Source organism: Thioprofundum lithotrophicum (assembly GCF_055387065.1).
Map to the genome: position 1 here is coordinate 2,262,979 of NZ_AP042379.1, position 16,115 is coordinate 2,279,093.

11 protein-coding genes are annotated in these 16,115 nt (G+C 65.0%); 8 read left to right on the forward strand and 3 right to left on the reverse strand.

From position 1 onward, the window contains the following. Positions 1 to 49: 49 nt before the first annotated feature. The 6 genes from bamC to parC all read left to right on the forward strand — a co-directional run bounded on the left by bamC (position 50) and on the right by parC (position 9,505). Complete coding sequence (gene bamC / locus ACZ5BH_RS10780; protein ID WP_464889268.1) at positions 50 to 1,105, forward strand: outer membrane protein assembly factor BamC; 1,056 nt, start codon at positions 50 to 52, stop codon at positions 1,103 to 1,105. A 129-nt stretch (positions 1,106 to 1,234) separates the two neighbouring features. Continuing rightward, positions 1,235 to 1,993: an MBL fold metallo-hydrolase gene (locus ACZ5BH_RS10785; RefSeq protein ID WP_464889269.1), complete on the forward strand. Its 759-nt coding sequence runs from the start codon at positions 1,235 to 1,237 to the stop codon at positions 1,991 to 1,993. A gap of 50 nt (positions 1,994 to 2,043) precedes the next feature. Continuing rightward, positions 2,044 to 2,760, forward strand: coding sequence for a phosphoribosylaminoimidazolesuccinocarboxamide synthase (gene purC / locus ACZ5BH_RS10790; protein ID WP_464889270.1), 717 nt, complete (start codon positions 2,044 to 2,046; stop codon positions 2,758 to 2,760). Positions 2,761 to 2,935: 175 nt separating this feature from the next. Beyond that, positions 2,936 to 5,005, forward strand: coding sequence for a HAMP domain-containing methyl-accepting chemotaxis protein (locus tag ACZ5BH_RS10795; protein ID WP_464889271.1), 2,070 nt, complete (start codon positions 2,936 to 2,938; stop codon positions 5,003 to 5,005). 298 nt (positions 5,006 to 5,303) lie between these two features. Next, a complete protein-coding gene (parE, locus tag ACZ5BH_RS10800; protein ID WP_464889272.1) occupies positions 5,304 to 7,193 on the forward strand; it encodes a DNA topoisomerase IV subunit B in 1,890 nt (629 codons plus the stop codon). Positions 7,194 to 7,267: 74 nt separating this feature from the next. Further along, complete coding sequence (gene parC, locus ACZ5BH_RS10805) at positions 7,268 to 9,505, forward strand: DNA topoisomerase IV subunit A (protein ID WP_464889273.1); 2,238 nt, start codon at positions 7,268 to 7,270, stop codon at positions 9,503 to 9,505. A 94-nt stretch (positions 9,506 to 9,599) separates the two neighbouring features. Here parC and ACZ5BH_RS10810 read toward each other — a convergent pair whose 3' ends face one another. Both ACZ5BH_RS10810 and ACZ5BH_RS10815 read right to left on the reverse strand, forming a co-directional pair. Beyond that, positions 9,600 to 10,730: a hypothetical protein gene (locus ACZ5BH_RS10810; protein WP_464889274.1), complete on the reverse strand. Its 1,131-nt coding sequence runs from the start codon at positions 10,728 to 10,730 to the stop codon at positions 9,600 to 9,602. Beyond that, on the reverse strand, positions 10,727 to 12,283 hold the full coding sequence (locus ACZ5BH_RS10815) for an adenylate/guanylate cyclase domain-containing protein (protein WP_464889275.1): 1,557 nt from the start codon (positions 12,281 to 12,283) through the stop codon (positions 10,727 to 10,729). Before ACZ5BH_RS10815 ends, ACZ5BH_RS10810 begins: the two co-directional genes overlap by 4 nt. 196 nt (positions 12,284 to 12,479) lie before the next feature. Here ACZ5BH_RS10815 and ACZ5BH_RS10820 point away from each other — a divergent pair, with 196 nt between their 5' ends. Together ACZ5BH_RS10820 and ACZ5BH_RS10825 are read left to right on the forward strand one after the other, a co-directional pair. After that, complete coding sequence (locus ACZ5BH_RS10820) at positions 12,480 to 13,385, forward strand: M48 family metalloprotease (protein ID WP_464889276.1); 906 nt, start codon at positions 12,480 to 12,482, stop codon at positions 13,383 to 13,385. A 57-nt stretch (positions 13,386 to 13,442) separates the two neighbouring features. Further along, a complete protein-coding gene (locus ACZ5BH_RS10825) occupies positions 13,443 to 14,690 on the forward strand; it encodes a DUF1015 domain-containing protein (RefSeq protein WP_464889277.1) in 1,248 nt (415 codons plus the stop codon). 296 nt (positions 14,691 to 14,986) lie between these two features. Here ACZ5BH_RS10825 and ACZ5BH_RS10830 read toward each other — a convergent pair whose 3' ends face one another. Beyond that, the gene (locus ACZ5BH_RS10830) at positions 14,987 to 16,024 is read right to left on the reverse strand and encodes an IS481 family transposase (RefSeq protein WP_464889278.1); all 1,038 of its coding nucleotides are present in this window, start codon (positions 16,022 to 16,024) and stop codon (positions 14,987 to 14,989) included. Between the last annotated feature and the right edge of the window lie 91 nt (positions 16,025 to 16,115).

The following is a 16,115-nucleotide window of genomic DNA, read 5'->3' on the forward strand; positions in this document are numbered from 1 at the left end:
AATCTTGCAGGAATCCCTTATGAACCGGACTTGTCGTGCCTTTGCCTGGATGTTACTGCTGTTCTCGGTGCTGGCCGGGCCGGCGGGTTGCAGTCTGTGGGGCGGCAAGGACACGCCTGCCACCGGCAGGCCCTCATCGGGCAAGGCACTGGAGGTTCCCCCGGGGCTGGACCTGCCGCAGGTCGATCAGCGTCTCAGCGTGCCGGCACATGCGGGGTATACGGATGGTGCGGCAGGCGCTCGCCTGCTGCCGGCAACCCCCCGGGGACGGCTGGTTCAGGAAGCCGGCCTCCGCTATCTGGAGATCAACCTCCCCCCCGAGAAGGTCTGGTCCCGGGCGCAGGCCTTCTTTCGCGCCCTGGGCTTCAAGATCGAAAAACAGGACCCGGCCGTGGGGGTCTTCGAGACCGACTGGCGCAAGAGCCGCGACTTCGAGCCGGAAAGCTGGTTCGGCAAGTTGTTCGGAACGGTCTCGGCTGCCGGCAAGATGGACAAGTACCGGGTCCGCCTGGAACGGGTGGAAGGGGCCCCGGAGAAAACCCGTGTCTATGTGACGCAGCGGGGGGTGGAATCGGTCATCGTCAACGAAGACGACACCAGCGAACTCGATGAAATCCGCTGGCAGTCGCGGCCCAGCGATCCCGAGCTGGAAGCGGAAATCATGCAGCGCTTCCTCGTCTTCCTGGGATTGAGCGAGGCCGAGGCAAAACAGGCCATGGCCGGCGGGCCGCCTGCCGAGCGCGCCACGATTCAGGAATCCGGTGGAGTGCCGGTGCTGGCGGTGAAGGAAAACTTTGCCCGCACCTGGCGCCGGGTTGGCCTGGCCCTCGATCGTCTTGGCCTGGTCGTGGACGATCGGGATCGCAGCAAGGGCCTCTATTTCATCCGCCTGGGGGAAGACTTCATCCAGCACCGGGTGGAGAAGAAAGGCTTCTTCGACCGGCTCTTCCCCGGTGAGGAAAACGTGGCCGACAAGCGCTATCTGATCCGCGTGGCAGCGCAGGGCGAGGGCAGCGTGGTGACCCCCCTGGCGGCCGACGGCCAGCCCGAGAAGGGGGAAATCGGCAAGCTTCTGATCAAGCTGTTGCACGAACAGTTGCGCTAAATGAAAGTTCCAAATACCAGACCATGGTTCATTATGTGCGCTGAGCCCTCTGTCCCAGAGGGCGGTGTTGGAATCAGGCGCCCTTGCCTAAGTGGTTCGGTATTTGGAACTTCCATCTAGGAGCACGGCGTGCGTTTCGCCTCGCTGGGCAGTGGCAGCAAGGGGAATGCCACGCTGGTGCAGGAGGGGGAGACCTGTCTGCTCGTCGACAGCGGTTTCTCCCTGCGCGAGCTGGAGCGGCGCCTGGCGCGTGTGGGTGTCGCGCCGGCGGCGCTCAGTGGCGTTCTGGTGACGCACGAGCACGGCGATCACATCGGTGGCGTGGGGCCGCTGGCGCGCAAGTACGGCCTGCCGGTGTGGAGTACGCGGGGCACCGCGGCGGACGGCCACCTGGGCAGGCTGCCCGACTGGCGACCGCTGGACGTGCACGAGCCCCTGGCCATCGGCGATCTGGCCGTGCAGGCCTATCCGGTGCCCCACGATGCGCGGGAGCCCTGCCAGTTCGTGTTCGGCAATGGCGACGTGCGCCTGGGGCTGCTGACCGATACCGGTAGCGGTACGGCCCACATCACGGCCATGCTGAACGGCGTCGAGGCCCTGATCCTCGAATGCAATCATGACGAGGATCTGCTGGCGGCCGGGCCCTATCCGCCGTCCCTCAAGGCGAGGGTGGGAGGGCGATTCGGTCACCTCAGCAACCGCCAGGCAGCGGCGCTGCTGGCCAGCCTGGACACCGGCGCCCTGCGCCACGTGGTGGCGGCCCATCTGAGCGAGCAGAACAATACGGAACGCCATGCCCGCGCCGCCCTGAGCGAGGCGCTGGGGTGCCAGCCCGAGTGGATCGGGGTGGCGGATCAGGAAAATGGCTGCGCCTGGCGGGAACTTTGAGCGCCAGCGTGTTCCAACCCGAAAATCCACAATCCTTTCGAGGTACAGGCATGAAAAAACAGGCTGAACTCTACGCCGGCAAGGCCAAGACGGTCTACACCACCGACGAGCCCGACAAGCTGATCCTGCACTTCCGCAACGATACCTCGGCCTTCGATGGCGAAAAGATGGCCCAACTCGACCGCAAGGGCATGGTCAACAATTATTTCAACGCTTTCGTCATGGAAAAGCTCGAGGCGGCCGGCATTCCCACCCATCACATCGAACGGATCTCCGACGAGGAATCGGTGGTCAAGCGCCTGGAGATGCTGCCCATCGAATGTGTGGTGCGCAACATCAGCGCCGGCAGCCTGTGCAAGCGCCTGGGCGTGGAAGAGGGACTGGATCTGGAACCGCCCATCTTCGAGTTCTTCCTGAAGAACGACGAACTCCACGATCCCATGATCAACGACTACCACATCATCACCTTCCAGTGGGCCACGGAGACGGAAATCGCGCGCATGAAGGAGCTCACCTTCCAGGTCAACGCGGTGTTGAAGAAGCTCTTCGCCGATGCCGGCCTGCTGCTGGTGGACTACAAGCTGGAGTTCGGCCGTTTCGGCGGCGATCTGGTGCTGGGCGACGAATTCACCCCGGACGGCTGCCGCCTGTGGGATGCCGAAACCCGCAAGAAGCTGGACAAGGACCGTTTCCGTCAGGGGCTCGGCGGCGTGGTCGAGGCCTACGAGGAGGTCGCCCACCGGCTCGGCGTGCCCCTGCCGGCGTGAAAACGGCATTCCCCGTACAGAAAACGGGATCAAGCGTTTTCTGTCATCTGAAAAACGCACTACAAACAAGGGCTTGAGAAAAGACGGGCAGAACGTCCGGTGCTAAAGAAACGGCGCTGCGGGCCGAAGTTATCCATACAAGACGTTTTCGTCTGCGATAACGAAGGTCACGCTCATGGAGATGCCCGTAAAACCGTCTTTCCTCGAAGGCCGTCTGTTCGGTCTGTTCGCCCGCCTGCGGATCAGCCACAAGATCTGGATCGGTTTCGGCCTGCTGATGGGGCTAATGCTGATCATCGCCGTGATCGCCGTGCAGGTGCTCGATTCGGCCCGGCAGCGGCTCGACAAGGTGGTCAACGTCAGCCAGCCGGCCATGCTGAAGGCCATGTCGGTGGCCGCCGCGCTGGATCGCACCAATGGCGCCCTGGGCTTCTATCTGCTGAGCAAGGAGCCCCGGGATCGGGCCATCTATGAATCCATGCTCAAGGCGCTGGAAAAGCGGCTCGCCCAGCTCGAGGCCATGGACGCCGTCAGTGGCAATCCCGCCGAGGCCGAACGGCTGAAGCAGATCCGCGCCGGTGTCGATCGCTACAAGTCCTACCAGGCACGCCTGTTGCGGCTGGCCGAAAATGACAACGAAAACTTCCCCGGCATCGGCTTCTCGGCCAGCCAGATGGCGCCCCTGGCTTCGGCCATTCAGCAGAACCTCACCCAGATGCTCGACTCCGAGCAGGGCGAGGACAATACGGCCGAGCGCAAGGCCCTGCTCTACAAGCTCATGGAATTGCGCCAGACCTGGATGAATCTGCTCAATACCAATCGGGCCTTCATCGCCTTTCGGGGCGAAGACAACATCGCCAACCTCAAGCTGTACCGGGAAGGTTTCACCGAACAGGTGAGGGCGCTCAAGGCGCTGGACGAAGACGTGCTGACGTTCGAGGAGGTGGAGGCCCTGGACGCCATCGAGGGTGACATGCAGAAGTATTTCGACCTGCAGGATCAGCTCATCCAGGTCCACAACAGCGAGAAATGGCGCACCGACGCCTGGCTGTTGCGCAGCGAAATCGGTCCGCTGGTCGAGCGCATCCGCCAGGATCTGGATGCCCTCGGACAGAGTGAACAGCAGATCGTGCGTACCGCCAGCGCCAGCCTGCTGGATTCGATTGACCACACCCGGGGGCTGCTCATGGGTCTGACCCTGGCCGGTTTGATCCTCGGCGGCCTGGGGGGTGTGCTGCTGGCCGCGTTCGTTTCGAGGCCCCTGAAGCGCACGGTGGAGGCCATGGAAGACATCGCCCAGGGCGAGGGCGATCTGACCCGCCGCCTGCCGGTGCGCGGCGCCGACGAAATCGCCATGCTCTCGGCGGCCTTCAACAGCTTCGTGGAGAAGGTGCAGACCCTGGTGCGGGAAGTGACGGGCTCCATCTCCCAGCTCGCTTCGGCGGCCGAGGAGATGTCGCTGGTCACCGACGAGACCCGCAACGGTGTCCAGCGCCAGCGCAACGAGACCGAACAGGTGGCCACGGCCATGAACGAGATGACCGCCACCGTCCAGGAAGTGGCCCGCCATGCCGAATCGGCCGCCGGCGCCGCCCGCCAGGCCGACGAGGAGGCCAATGCCGGCCGCCAGGTGGTGCAGGGCACCGTCGATGCCATCGAACGGCTGGCCGCCGAGGTGGAAAAGGCCGCCGGCGTGATCGGCAATCTGGAACAGGACAGCGAGCAGATCGGCGGCGTGCTCGAGGTGATTCGCGGCATCGCCGAGCAGACCAACCTCCTGGCGCTCAATGCCGCCATCGAAGCGGCGCGGGCCGGCGAACAGGGCCGCGGTTTCGCCGTGGTGGCCGACGAGGTCCGCTCCCTGGCCAGCCGCACCCAGGAATCCACCGAAGAGATCCAGCAGATGATCGAGAAGCTGCAGTCCGGTGCCCGGGATGCCGTGCAGGTGATGGCGCAGGGGCGCAGCATGGCCCAGGAGAGCGTCGAGCAGGCCAGCCAGGCCGGCCAGGCCCTCGACGGGATCACCGGCGCGGTGGATCAGATCAACACCATGAACAACCAGATCGCCGAAGCCGCCCGCCAGCAGGGCGAGGTGGCCGAAGAGATCAACCAGAACGTCATCAACATCAGCCAGGTCGCCGACGAAACCGCCAACGGCACCGACCAGCTCGCCGCCGCCTCCGCCGACCTCGCCCGCCTTTCCGCCGAACTCCAGTCCCTGGTGGCGAGCTTCAAGGTCGAGTGAGCGCGGGTTCACGAGGCTGGTGTGGAAATAACGCAGAGGGCGCAGAGCCGCAGAGAGCGCAGAGGAATTAATCAGTAGGTCGGGCTTCAGCCCGACAATCCTCGGTCGGGAAATCCCCTTGTGTATGTCGGGCTGAAGCCCGACCCACACAAAACAAATCCTCATATCGCTCGGCGTCCTCTGCGTCTCTGCGCCCTCCGCGTTTCTGCCACCGAGTCATTTCCTTCCCCCGAGGGATTTCGCGTACAATGGCGCCGCCCGGCGTGGGCCGGGTCCGTGACCATTTCGTGCGCAATTCATGAGCAAAGAGACCTATACCGCCGAAGCCATCGAGGTCCTCACCGGGCTGGAGCCGGTGCGCAAGCGGCCGGGGATGTACACCCAGACCGAGCGTCCCAACCATCTGGCCCAGGAGGTCATCGACAACAGCGTGGACGAGGCCATCGCCGGCCATGCCACGCAGGTGGAGGTGACGCTGTTCAAGGACGGCTCCCTGCAGGTGCGTGACGATGGCCGCGGCATGCCGGTGGACATCCATCCGAAGGAGAAGCTGCCGGGGGTGGAGGTGATCCTCACCCGTCTGCACGCCGGCGGCAAGTTTTCCGACAAGAACTACAAGTTCTCCGGCGGCCTGCACGGCGTGGGCGTCTCGGTGGTCAATGCCCTGTCGAAGCGGCTGGAGGTGTGGATCCGGCGCGGCGGCAAGGAATACCACATGGTGTTCGAAAATGGCCGCCCGGTGACGAAACTCGAGGTGATCGGTACGGTCGGCAAGCGCAACACCGGCACCACCATCCGTTTCTGGCCCGATCCCCACTACTTCGATTCCCCCCATTTCTCGGTGCCGCGGCTGAAACACGTGCTGCGCGCCAAGGCCGTGCTCTGCCCCGGGCTCACGGTGATCTTCCACGACGAGAACACCGGCGAGACCGAGACCTGGCACTACGAGGACGGCCTGCGTGCCTATCTGGACACGGCCCTGGGCGATGCCGAGCGACTGCCCGCGGATCTGTTCACCGGCAGCTTCAGCGGGAATACCGAGGCGGTGGACTGGGCCCTGGCCTGGGTGCCCGACGGCAGCGCGAGCGTGGCCGAGAGCTACGTGAACCTGATCCCCACCGCCCAGGGCGGTACCCACGTCAACGGGTTGCGCACCGGCCTCACCGAAGCCTTGCGCGAGTTCTGCGAGTTCCGCAACCTGATTCCGCGGGGCGTGAAGATCACGCCCGAGGACGTGTGGGACAAGGTTAGTTACGTGCTGTCGGTGAAGCTGGCCGATCCCCAGTTCTCCGGTCAGACCAAGGAGCGGCTCTCTTCCCGCGAATGCGCGGCCTTCGTCTCCGGGGTGGTCAAGGACGCCTTCGCCCTGTGGCTCAACCAGCACATCGAGGAGGCCGAGCGGATCGCCGAACTGGCCATCGGCAACGCCCAGGATCGGCTGCGGGCCGGACGCAAGGTGGTGCGCAAGAAGGTGACCCAGGGGCCGGCCCTGCCCGGCAAGCTGGCCGACTGCACCGCCCAGGATCCCGAGCGCACCGAGCTGTTCCTGGTGGAGGGCGACTCGGCCGGCGGTTCGGCCAAGCAGGGGCGGGACCGCGAGTTCCAGGCCATCATGCCCCTGCGCGGCAAGATTCTGAACACCTGGGAGGTCGAACCCGGCCAGGTGCTCGCCTCTCAGGAGGTGCACGACATCTCGGTGGCTATCGGCGTCGATCCCGGTTCCAGCGATCTCAAGGGCCTGCGCTACGGCAAGATCATCATCCTCGCCGACGCCGACTCGGACGGCGCCCACATCGCCACCCTGCTCACGGCCCTGTTCGTGCGCCACTTCCGCAGGCTGGTGGAAGAGGGTCACGTCTACGTGGCCATGCCTCCCCTGTACCGCATCGACGTGGGCAAACAGGTCTTCTACGCCACCGACGAGGCCGAACGCCAGGGCATTCTCGACCGCATCGCCGCCGAAAAGCTCAAGGGCAAGATCACCGTCACCCGCTTCAAGGGTCTCGGCGAGATGAACCCCATGCAGCTGCGCGAGACCACCATGGACCCCGACACCCGCCGCCTCGCCCGCCTGGTCATGCAACCGGGCGACGACACCCTGCAACTGCTGGACATGCTCCTGGCCAAGAAACGCGCCGCCGACCGCAAGCACTGGCTCGAGGAAAAGGGCGATCTGGCGGAGATCTGAAGTAGGGGGTGGTGGAAGGAACACCCGTGTTATTTACAGTAACCCGGAACAGAAGAAAGTAACCGATGGCCAGCATGCCGCAAGACGACAACATCGAGATCCTCCCCCTCAAGGACTTCTCCGAGAAGGCCTATCTCGACTATTCCATGTATGTGATCCTGGACCGGGCGTTGCCCCACATCGGGGACGGGCTCAAGCCGGTGCAGCGGCGGATCGTGTATGCCATGTCGGAGCTGGGGCTGAAGGCCGGCAACAAGTTCAAGAAGTCGGCGCGCACGGTGGGCGACGTGCTGGGCAAGTTCCATCCCCATGGCGACTCCGCCTGTTACGAGGCCATGGTGCTGATGGCTCAGCCCTTCAGCTACCGGTATCCGCTGCTCGAGGGGCAGGGCAACTGGGGTTCGCCGGACGATCCCAAGTCCTTCGCCGCCATGCGCTACACCGAGGCGCGGCTGTCGAAGTTCGCCGAGCTGCTGCTGGCGGAGCTGGGGCAGGGCACGGTGGAATGGGTGCCCAACTTCGACGGTACCCTGGAGGAGCCGAAGCTGCTGCCGGCTCAGGTCCCGCACGTGCTGCTCAACGGCACCACCGGCATCGCGGTGGGCATGACCACCGACATTCCGCCGCACAATCTGCGCGAAGTGGTCGAGGCCTGCATTCATCTTCTCGATCATCCGAAGGCCACGGTGGCCGAGCTGTGCGACTTCGTGCCCGGTCCCGACTATCCCACCGAGGCGGAGATCATCACGCCGCGCCGCGAATTGCAGCGGATCTACGAACAGGGCCATGGCGGTCTGCGCATGCGCGCCCGTTACGAGAAGGAAAACGGCGACATCGTGATCACCGCCTTGCCGTACCAGGCTTCGCCGGCGCGCATTCTCGAGCAGATCGCCAGCCAGATGAACGCCAAAAAGCTGCCCATGGTGGTGGATCTGCGCGACGAGTCGGATCACGAGAATCCCACCCGTCTGGTGATCGTGCCGCGCTCCAACCGGGTGGACACCGAGGCGCTGATGGCGCACCTGTTCGCCACCACCGATCTGGAGAAGACCTACCGGGTCAACATGAACGTGATCGGCCTCAACGGCCGCCCCGGCGTGCGCAATCTGCGGGAGATGCTCAGGGAGTGGCTGCAGTTTCGCACCGACACGGTCACCCGCCGCCTGCAATACCGGCTGGACAAGGTCAGCAAGCGCCTGCACATTCTCGACGGCCTGCTGATCGCCTACCTGAACATCGACGAGGTGATCCGGATCATCCGCGAGAACGACAAGCCCAAACAGGTGCTGATGCAGCGCTTCGGGCTCAGCGACGAACAGGCCGAGGCGATCCTCGAGCTGAAGCTGCGCCATCTGGCCAGGCTGGAAGAGATGGCGATCCGCACCGAGCAGGCCGAGCTGGCGAAAGAGAAGGCCGAACTGGAGAAGATCCTCGGCTCGAAAGCGCGCCTGAAGACCCTGATCAAGAAGGAGCTGAAGGCCATCATCGAGGAACACGGCGATGCCCGCCGTTCCCCCCTCGTCGAGCGCGCCGCGGCCCAGGCCCTCGACGAGACCGCCCTGGTCAGCGCCGAACCCATCACCGTGGTGCTCTCGGAGAAGGGCTGGGTGCGTGCCGCCAGGGGCCATGACGTGGACCCGGCCGGCCTCAACTACAAGGCCGGCGATGCCTTCCTGGCCGCGGCCCGCGGCAAGACCAACCAGCTGGCCGTGTTCATCGACTCCACCGGCCGGACCTACGCCATTCCCGCCCACACCCTGCCCTCGGCCCGCGGCCAGGGCGAGCCGCTCACCGGCCGCCTCACGCCGCCCAGCGGGGCCACCTTCCGCGGCGTGATGATCGGGGATGCCGAGGATCGCTGGCTGCTGGCCACCGATGCCGGCTACGGCTTCGTGGCGAAACTGGGCGATCTCGTCACCCGCAACAAGAAGGGCAAGGCCGTGCTCAAGGTGCCCGAAGGCGCCCGGGTGCTGCCCCCGGTCCCCGTGCCCGATCCCGAACACGACTGGGTGGCCGCCGTGTCCAACCTCGGCAAGCTGCTCATCCATCACGTGGGTGAACTGCCCGAACTGCCCCGGGGCAAGGGCGTGAAGATCATGAACATCCCGTCGAAGAAGCTGAAGGCACGGGAAGAATACGTGGCGGCCCTGACCGTCTTCCACGAAGATCAGAGCCTGAAGATTTTCGCCGGCAAGCGCCACAAGACCCTCAAACCCGCCGAAATGGAACCCTACACCGGCGAACGCGCCCAACGCGGCCACCTGCTGCCCCAGGGCTTCCGCAACGTGGAACGCCTCGAGCCCATCGAGTAGGACCGAGGGACGAGTGGCGTGGGCCGAGGGGACGCTTGTTGCCGCTTATGGCACGAAGCCGCTCCTACGGCAAATTGCCAAAACGACACACACCTTACTCGCCCCTCGTCCCTCGTCCCTCGCCACTCTCCCTGGGCGGGGTGATTTCCGCGCCTTCCGTGCGCAGATGTTCCAGTTTTTCCAGCACCCGCTTGGCCCGGGCGATGTGGTCGGCGAGTTTTTCGTTGTCGGGATCGATTTTCGCCAGGGATTGCCAGATGGCCAGGGCGCCGGCCACGTCGCCGCGGCTGTAGCGCTTGCGCCCGGCGGCGATGCCCTGTTCGATGCCCTGGTGGAACTGCCGTTCCAGCGCCTGGCGCAGTTTGCGTGAGGTGGCGTCGCTGGCCGGGTGTTCGGCCAGGCGGTCGAGATGCCGCCGGGCGCGCAGCAGATTGTCGTGGCTGTAACCCTGCTTGAGCTCGGCGATGAGGGCGCGGGTGGTGTCGTTTTCCTTGCGGCGCTTGCGGGCCTGGAATGCGGCCAGGGTCTTGCGGGCCTGGCCGATCAATTCCTGGTCGGGTCGCGGTTTGTCGAGCTTGAGGCGCAGTTCGAGGCAGGCTTCGAGCAGGCCGTAGCGTTTTTCCTCGAGCGCCTCGTGCAGGCACTGATCCAGCCCGCGGGCGGTCTTGCGCACCTGCCGGTCGTAGTCCCGCAGGGCCGGGTAGCGCCGGTAGTCTTCGGGCAGGACGCGGACCACCTCGGTGCGGATGGGCGCGTTCTGGATCAGCCAGTTGGCGCGGTTCATCAGCAGGGCCAGTTCCAGCCGGTGCAGATAGCGTTCGCGGCGGGCCAGAAAGGCGGCATGGGCCTGGCGCAGTTTTTCGCTTTGCGGATAGCGTTCGAGCGCCTGTACGAAGCGCTGCTCGGCGCCATACCAGTCGCCCTGTTTTTCCAGCCGGGCCGCTTCGTGAAGCGTGGCGCGTTCCAGTTCCCGGGCCTTGCGGCGGGCGGTCTCCCGCAGGCGCATGAGGCGGGCGTAGTGGGGATGATCCGGCTTGATCCAGCGCAGGGTGTCGAGTGCCTTGCCGTATTCGCCCGCGGCGATTTGCTGTTCGATGGTTTCCGGCAGATGGCGGCCGAAGGAGGCCAGGTAGGCGCAGCCGGGCAGGCCGGACAGCAGCAGCATCAGCAGGGAGACGCGCAGCGCCACCCGGATCGGCGCGGCAGCGGAAGGCGATCCGATCATGCCACGATCCGCGAACGCAGGATTTCCGCGATCTGGCTTTCCATGGCCGTCCGCCAGGCGCGCGCCACGTCGGTGACCACGTAGGTGGAGACCGGTTCGCTGATCCCGCGCAGCTTGATGGAGCGGAAGCGCTGCGCCTCGATGCGCCATTGCACGTCCTTGTGGGTGTAGAGGGGTTCGGCGATGACGATCTGATCCTGCTCGGCCACGCTCTGCAGGCGCGAGGCCAGGTTCACCGCTTCGCCCACGACCGTGTACTGCATGCGCTGGGCCGATCCCAGGTTGCCGGCCAGCATGGGCCCGCTGTTGACACCGATCCGGAAGTGGATGGTGGGCCGGCCGTCACGCGCCCGCTGCACGTTGAGGCGGGCCACCAGTTTCTGGATCATCACCGCGCAGGCCAGGGCATGGAAGCGGTGGTTCGGATCGTCTTCGGGCACGCCGAAGACGATCATGGCGCAGTCGCCCATGTACTTGTCGATGGTGCCGTGGTGCAGCTCGCTGGCCAGGCTGATGTAGGAGAAGTACTCGTTCAGCATGCCGGCCACCTCTTCCGGCGGCAGGCGCTCGGAGAAGCGGGTGAAGCCGACGATGTCGGCGAACAATACCGTGGCTTCCACGTGCTTGCCGCCGAGCCGGATGTGATCGAGGTTGGCCATGATCTGCTTGGCCACCGAGGGAGAGACGAAGCGGGAGAAGGCGTTCTCCACCTGCGATTTCTCCAGCAGCCCTTCGGCCATCTTGTTGAATGCCTCGGTGAGGTAGCCGATCTCGTCGTTGCGCCGCTCGCTCACGCTCACCGGATAGTGCCCCTGGTGCAGGGCGCGGCTGGCGTCCATCAGGCGGTGGATGGGGCGGGTGAGCCGGTCGCCCATGTAGAAGGCGATGACGATGGCCAGCAGGATCATCAGGGCGGTGGCCAGCACGATGGCGCTGATGGTGTCGTGCAGCGACTGGTTGAGCCGCTCCCGGCTGAAGGTGACCAAGGCGTGGCCGGCGATGACCTGCTGGAAACGGATGGGCGCAATGAAGGAGATCGCCGCCACCGGCCGGCCTCCGCCGTCGCTGGCCGTCCATTCCACGCTGTAGCTTTCCTCGCCGATGCGGCGGGAGCGGGCATAGAGGCGGATGATGTCGTCCGCGGGCTGGATGCCGGCCGCGGCGAGCACCTTGCCGTTGTCGGCATAGACCACGGTGCCCAGCACGCTGTCGTTGCTGCCGATGTTGCTCACCACCACCATCAGGCCGAGAATGTCGTCGGAGAGCACCAGCTCCTTGGAGGATTCGGCGAGCTGATCCACCACCGCCTGGCCGAAGTCGTTGATCTGGTTGCGCAGCAGCTCGGTCTGGTTCTGGACGATGATCAGCCCCAGCAGGCCCATGCCGGCGCTGATCAGCAGAAAGAGCACCAGGGCCAGCTTGTAGGCGATGGGAAAATAGGCCGGCGTGTGGGCGCTGATGAAATCCCGCAGCGCCAGCCGCCAGCGGCGCGGCAACAGGCGCAGCCGTTGCAGGCGGGAAATCGGCGGTGGCGTGTCGGTGGGCTGGTTCATGGGGGCAGGATCCGCCGGCGGGCAGGGGGACGGCTGGTCGTCATGGGCGCGATGGCACTATTATGCCTCATGGGCGTCGGTTTCCGGTGAGGACAAGTCTATACCCGGATTGTTGATATGATCGGGCCCGAGGCCGGCCTTTTTCCCGTGCAAGTGTGAATTCGTGAACCCGTTCAAAAAAAACCTGCCGCAAAACGTGCCGAGTGAGTCCCTGCGGCTCTCGCCCTGGCGTGAAGGCGTTCAGGCGCTCACCATGCTGGGCGCCGTCTGGCTGGCCATGGGGCTGAGCCTGAGCCTGTTCCTGGGGCTGCCCGGCGCGCTGACGCTTGAGGCCCAGGAGGCGGTCGAGGTGGTGATTCTGGTGAGCGTGGCCGGAACGGCGCTGGTCTGGCTGACCGCCCTGCCCCTGAGCCGACACTGGTTCGGCGTGCGGATCCTCCAGCAGCCGGCCGATGCCCAGGAACTGCGCCTGCTGATGACGGTGCGCGAACTGGCCCGCCGGGCCGGCCAGCCGGTGCCGCGGGTCGGGATCGTGGATGCGCCCCTGTGCAATGCCTTCACGCTGGGCTTCGGGCGCCGTTCAGCCTGCATCGTGGTGGGACGGGGTTTGCTCGAGGCCCTCGACGACGAGGCGTTGCCGGCCATCCTGGCCCATGAGTTGGCCCATGTCCTCAATGGCGATCTGCGCACCCTGACCTGGCTCAATGCTGCCGTCAACATGGTGACCGTCCAGCCGGCGCGCCTGGTCGGGCGGCTCGTCGATCAGGGCCTGCTGCGCCGCCGCCGTCCCGGCCTTGGCTATTACCTCACCCTGTTCCTGGCCCAGGCGAGCTGTGGCTGGCTGGCCAGCCTGTTGAGCGGCTGGTTCAGTCGCCAGCGGGAATTCGACGCGGATCGCACCGCCGCCCGGCTGGTCGGCATCCAGGCCATGCGCGGCGCCCTGGAGGCGCTGCGCCGCCTGGAGTCGGAACAGACCTGGTCCTGCCCCGGCTGGCTGAGCGCCGCTGGCTTCGCTTTTCCCTGGGTGGCGCTGCAACGCCTGCTGCGGACCCATCCCGGCCTCGATGAACGCATCCGGCGCCTGGCCGGACCTGTGGCATGACGGGCGCATGGCAGGGCAGTACAATCGCGCCAGTCCATTCATTGCCGAGGAATCTTCATGCCCCTGATCCTGCCCTTCGCCGGACTGCGGCCGGTGCCCGAGCATGCCGCCGACGTGGTGGCCCCGCCCTATGACGTGCTGAATAGCGAGGAGGCCCGGGCCCGGGCCCGGGGCCGGCCCTGGAGCTTCCTGCACATCTCCAGGCCGGAGATCGACCTGCCCGAGGGGACCGATCCCCATGCCCCGGAAGTCTATGCCCGGGGTGCGGAGAACCTGGCGCGGCTCGTCGACGAGGGGATCCTGATCCGGGAAGACCGGCCCGTGTACTATCTCTACCGCCTGATCATGGGCGATCACCAGCAGGTGGGGCTGGTGGCGGCCGCCTCGGTGGCCGACTATGCAAGCAACCGGATCCGCAAGCATGAATTTACCCGTCCCGAAAAGGAGACGGATCGGGTCCGGCAGATCGATGCCCTCAACGCCCAGACCGGGCCCGTGTTCCTCACCTACCGGCACGACGACACGGTGGATGCGCTGGCCCGGCAGATCATGGCGGGCGCGCCGCTCTACGATCTCACCGCCGACGATGGCGTGCGCCACACCTTCTGGATCATCGACGATCCGCAGATTATCGACACGCTCACCCGCCGCTTCGATGCCATGGATCATCTCTACATCGCCGACGGACATCATCGCTCCGCCGCCGCCGCGCGGGTAGCGGAACAGCGCCGCGCGGCCGGCAAGGGCGGCGGGGCGGCCGACTACTTCCTGGCCGTGCTGTTCCCCGACGATCAGATGCAGATCCTCGACTACAACCGGGTGGTGCGGGATCTCAACGGATTGACCCCCGCGGCCTTTCTCGAGGCCATCGGCGAGGCCTTCACGGTGGAAGCGTCCGACGTTCCCGTGAAGCCGCAGCAGCCGGGCGAGTTCGGCCTCTATCTGGATGGCCGCTGGTACCGCCTGCGCATCCGTCCCGGGCAGGTGCCGGCGGACGATCCGGTGGCCCGGCTGGACGTGAGCCTGCTGCAGGATCGGCTCATCGGGCCGATCCTTGGCATCACCGATCCCCGCCGGGATGCCCGTATCGATTTCGTCGGCGGGATCCGGGGACTGGGGGCGCTGGAAAAGCGCGTCGACACCGGTGAGATGGCCGCCGCCTTTTCCCTGTATCCCACCGCCATGTCCGATCTGATGGCCGTGGCCGATGCGGAAAAGGTCATGCCGCCCAAATCCACCTGGTTCGAACCCAAGCTGGCCGACGGGCTGGTCTCGCACGTGCTGGACGAGAAGGGGATCTATTAATCGTCTCATAATTGTCTTAACCGAAATTTGAAGCTCCCATCCTGTAGGAGCGGCGCGAGCCGCGAACTGTGCAGGGACGAGTGGCGAGGGACGAGGGACGAGGAAAAGCGTTTGTGCGGGGCTTCGAATGACGATGGGGACGGTCAAGAATTCGTTATCCCAAGATGAACCTGTTTTCGGGGGGTTACCAAAGGCAATGGCGAGATAGACAGGAGTATGCAGTCCCCGTCATCTGTAGTAGTTCAGACTTGATCTGACAGTTACCGGTTTTTCCGGGGGCGACTGTCAGGTCAAGCTCAGCCTACGAACTTCTCCTGCCAGATTTTCTTGCCGTCCTCCAGCGTTGCCATGGGGGTACGCCCACAACACATCTTGCCCTGGTGGGTTCGTTCCGTATTGTAGTACTCCAGCCATTCATCCAGGTCGGCCTGGAGCGATGCCAGATTCTCATAGAGTTTCTTCCGGAAGGTCACCTGATAGAACTCCTGGAGAATGGTCTTGTGGAACCGCTCGCAGATCCCGTTGGTCTGCGGAGATTTGGCCCGGGTTTTCGTGTGGTCGATATCATTGACCGCCAGGAACAGCTCATAGTCATGGGTGTCGGGCCTGCCGCAGTATTCGGTACCCCGGTCAGTGAGGACCCGCAGGACAGGCAGGCCCTGGGCTTCGTAGAAGGGCAGTACCCGGTCATTCAGCAGGTCGGCGGCCGTAATCGGCGTCTTGGTTGTGTACAGCTTGCAGTGGGCCACCTTGGCGTAGGTGTCCACGTAGGTCTGCTGGTAGATACGGCCTACCCCCTTGAGGGTGCCCACGTAGAAGGTATCCTGTGAGCCCAGGTAGCCGGGATGGGCAGTTTCGATCTCGCCGTGGTTCTCCTCGTCGAGTTTCTTCTTCTCCAACGCCTGGACCTGGGCTTCCGTCAGAATCAGCCCTTCTTCGGCGGCCATCTTCGCCTCCAGGGCCTTCAGGCGGCTCCGGAAGTTGGCCAGCTCGTGGCGCAGCCAGATGCTGCGCACGCCGGTGGGGGAGACGAAGATCCCCCGTTTGCGCAGTTCGTTGCTGACTCGGACCTGGCCATGGGCCGGAAAATCAATGGCATACGCCACCACCGCCTCTTCGACCTCCGGCGCCACCCGGTTCTTGGGGTTCGGGCGCCGACGGTCCGGCTCCAGCAGGGCATCGATTCCGCCTTCCTCGACCGCTTTCTGATACCGGTAGAAGGTATCTCGGGACAGCCCCATGATCTTGCAGGCTCGAGAGACGTTTCCCAATTCCTCGGCCAGATTCAGCAAGCCGAGTTTGTGTTTGATGATTCGTTCGCTACTATGCAACATGAGGGTTACCTCCGTCGTGTTTTGATTGGGTTGGGTTCGCACCCCCATCAAAACCGGTAACCCTCACTTTTTCAACTGTGAGGTGTCAGAT

Bases quoted from the DNA above. Each gene is read 5' to 3' on its own strand.
- bamC (WP_464889268.1), top strand. From the start codon at position 50: ATGTTACTGCTGTTCTCGGTGCTGGCCGGGCCGGCGGGTTGCAGTCTG.
- purC (WP_464889270.1), top strand. From the start codon at position 2,044: ATGAAAAAACAGGCTGAACTCTACGCCGGCAAGGCCAAGACGGTCTAC.
- ACZ5BH_RS10795 (WP_464889271.1), top strand. From the start codon at position 2,936: ATGGAGATGCCCGTAAAACCGTCTTTCCTCGAAGGCCGTCTGTTCGGT.
- parE (WP_464889272.1), top strand. From the start codon at position 5,304: ATGAGCAAAGAGACCTATACCGCCGAAGCCATCGAGGTCCTCACCGGG.
- parC (WP_464889273.1), top strand. From the start codon at position 7,268: ATGCCGCAAGACGACAACATCGAGATCCTCCCCCTCAAGGACTTCTCC.
- ACZ5BH_RS10810 (WP_464889274.1), bottom strand. From the start codon at position 10,730: ATGATCGGATCGCCTTCCGCTGCCGCGCCGATCCGGGTGGCGCTGCGC.
- ACZ5BH_RS10815 (WP_464889275.1), bottom strand. From the start codon at position 12,283: ATGAACCAGCCCACCGACACGCCACCGCCGATTTCCCGCCTGCAACGG.
- ACZ5BH_RS10825 (WP_464889277.1), top strand. From the start codon at position 13,443: ATGCCCCTGATCCTGCCCTTCGCCGGACTGCGGCCGGTGCCCGAGCAT.
- ACZ5BH_RS10830 (WP_464889278.1), bottom strand. From the start codon at position 16,024: ATGTTGCATAGTAGCGAACGAATCATCAAACACAAACTCGGCTTGCTG.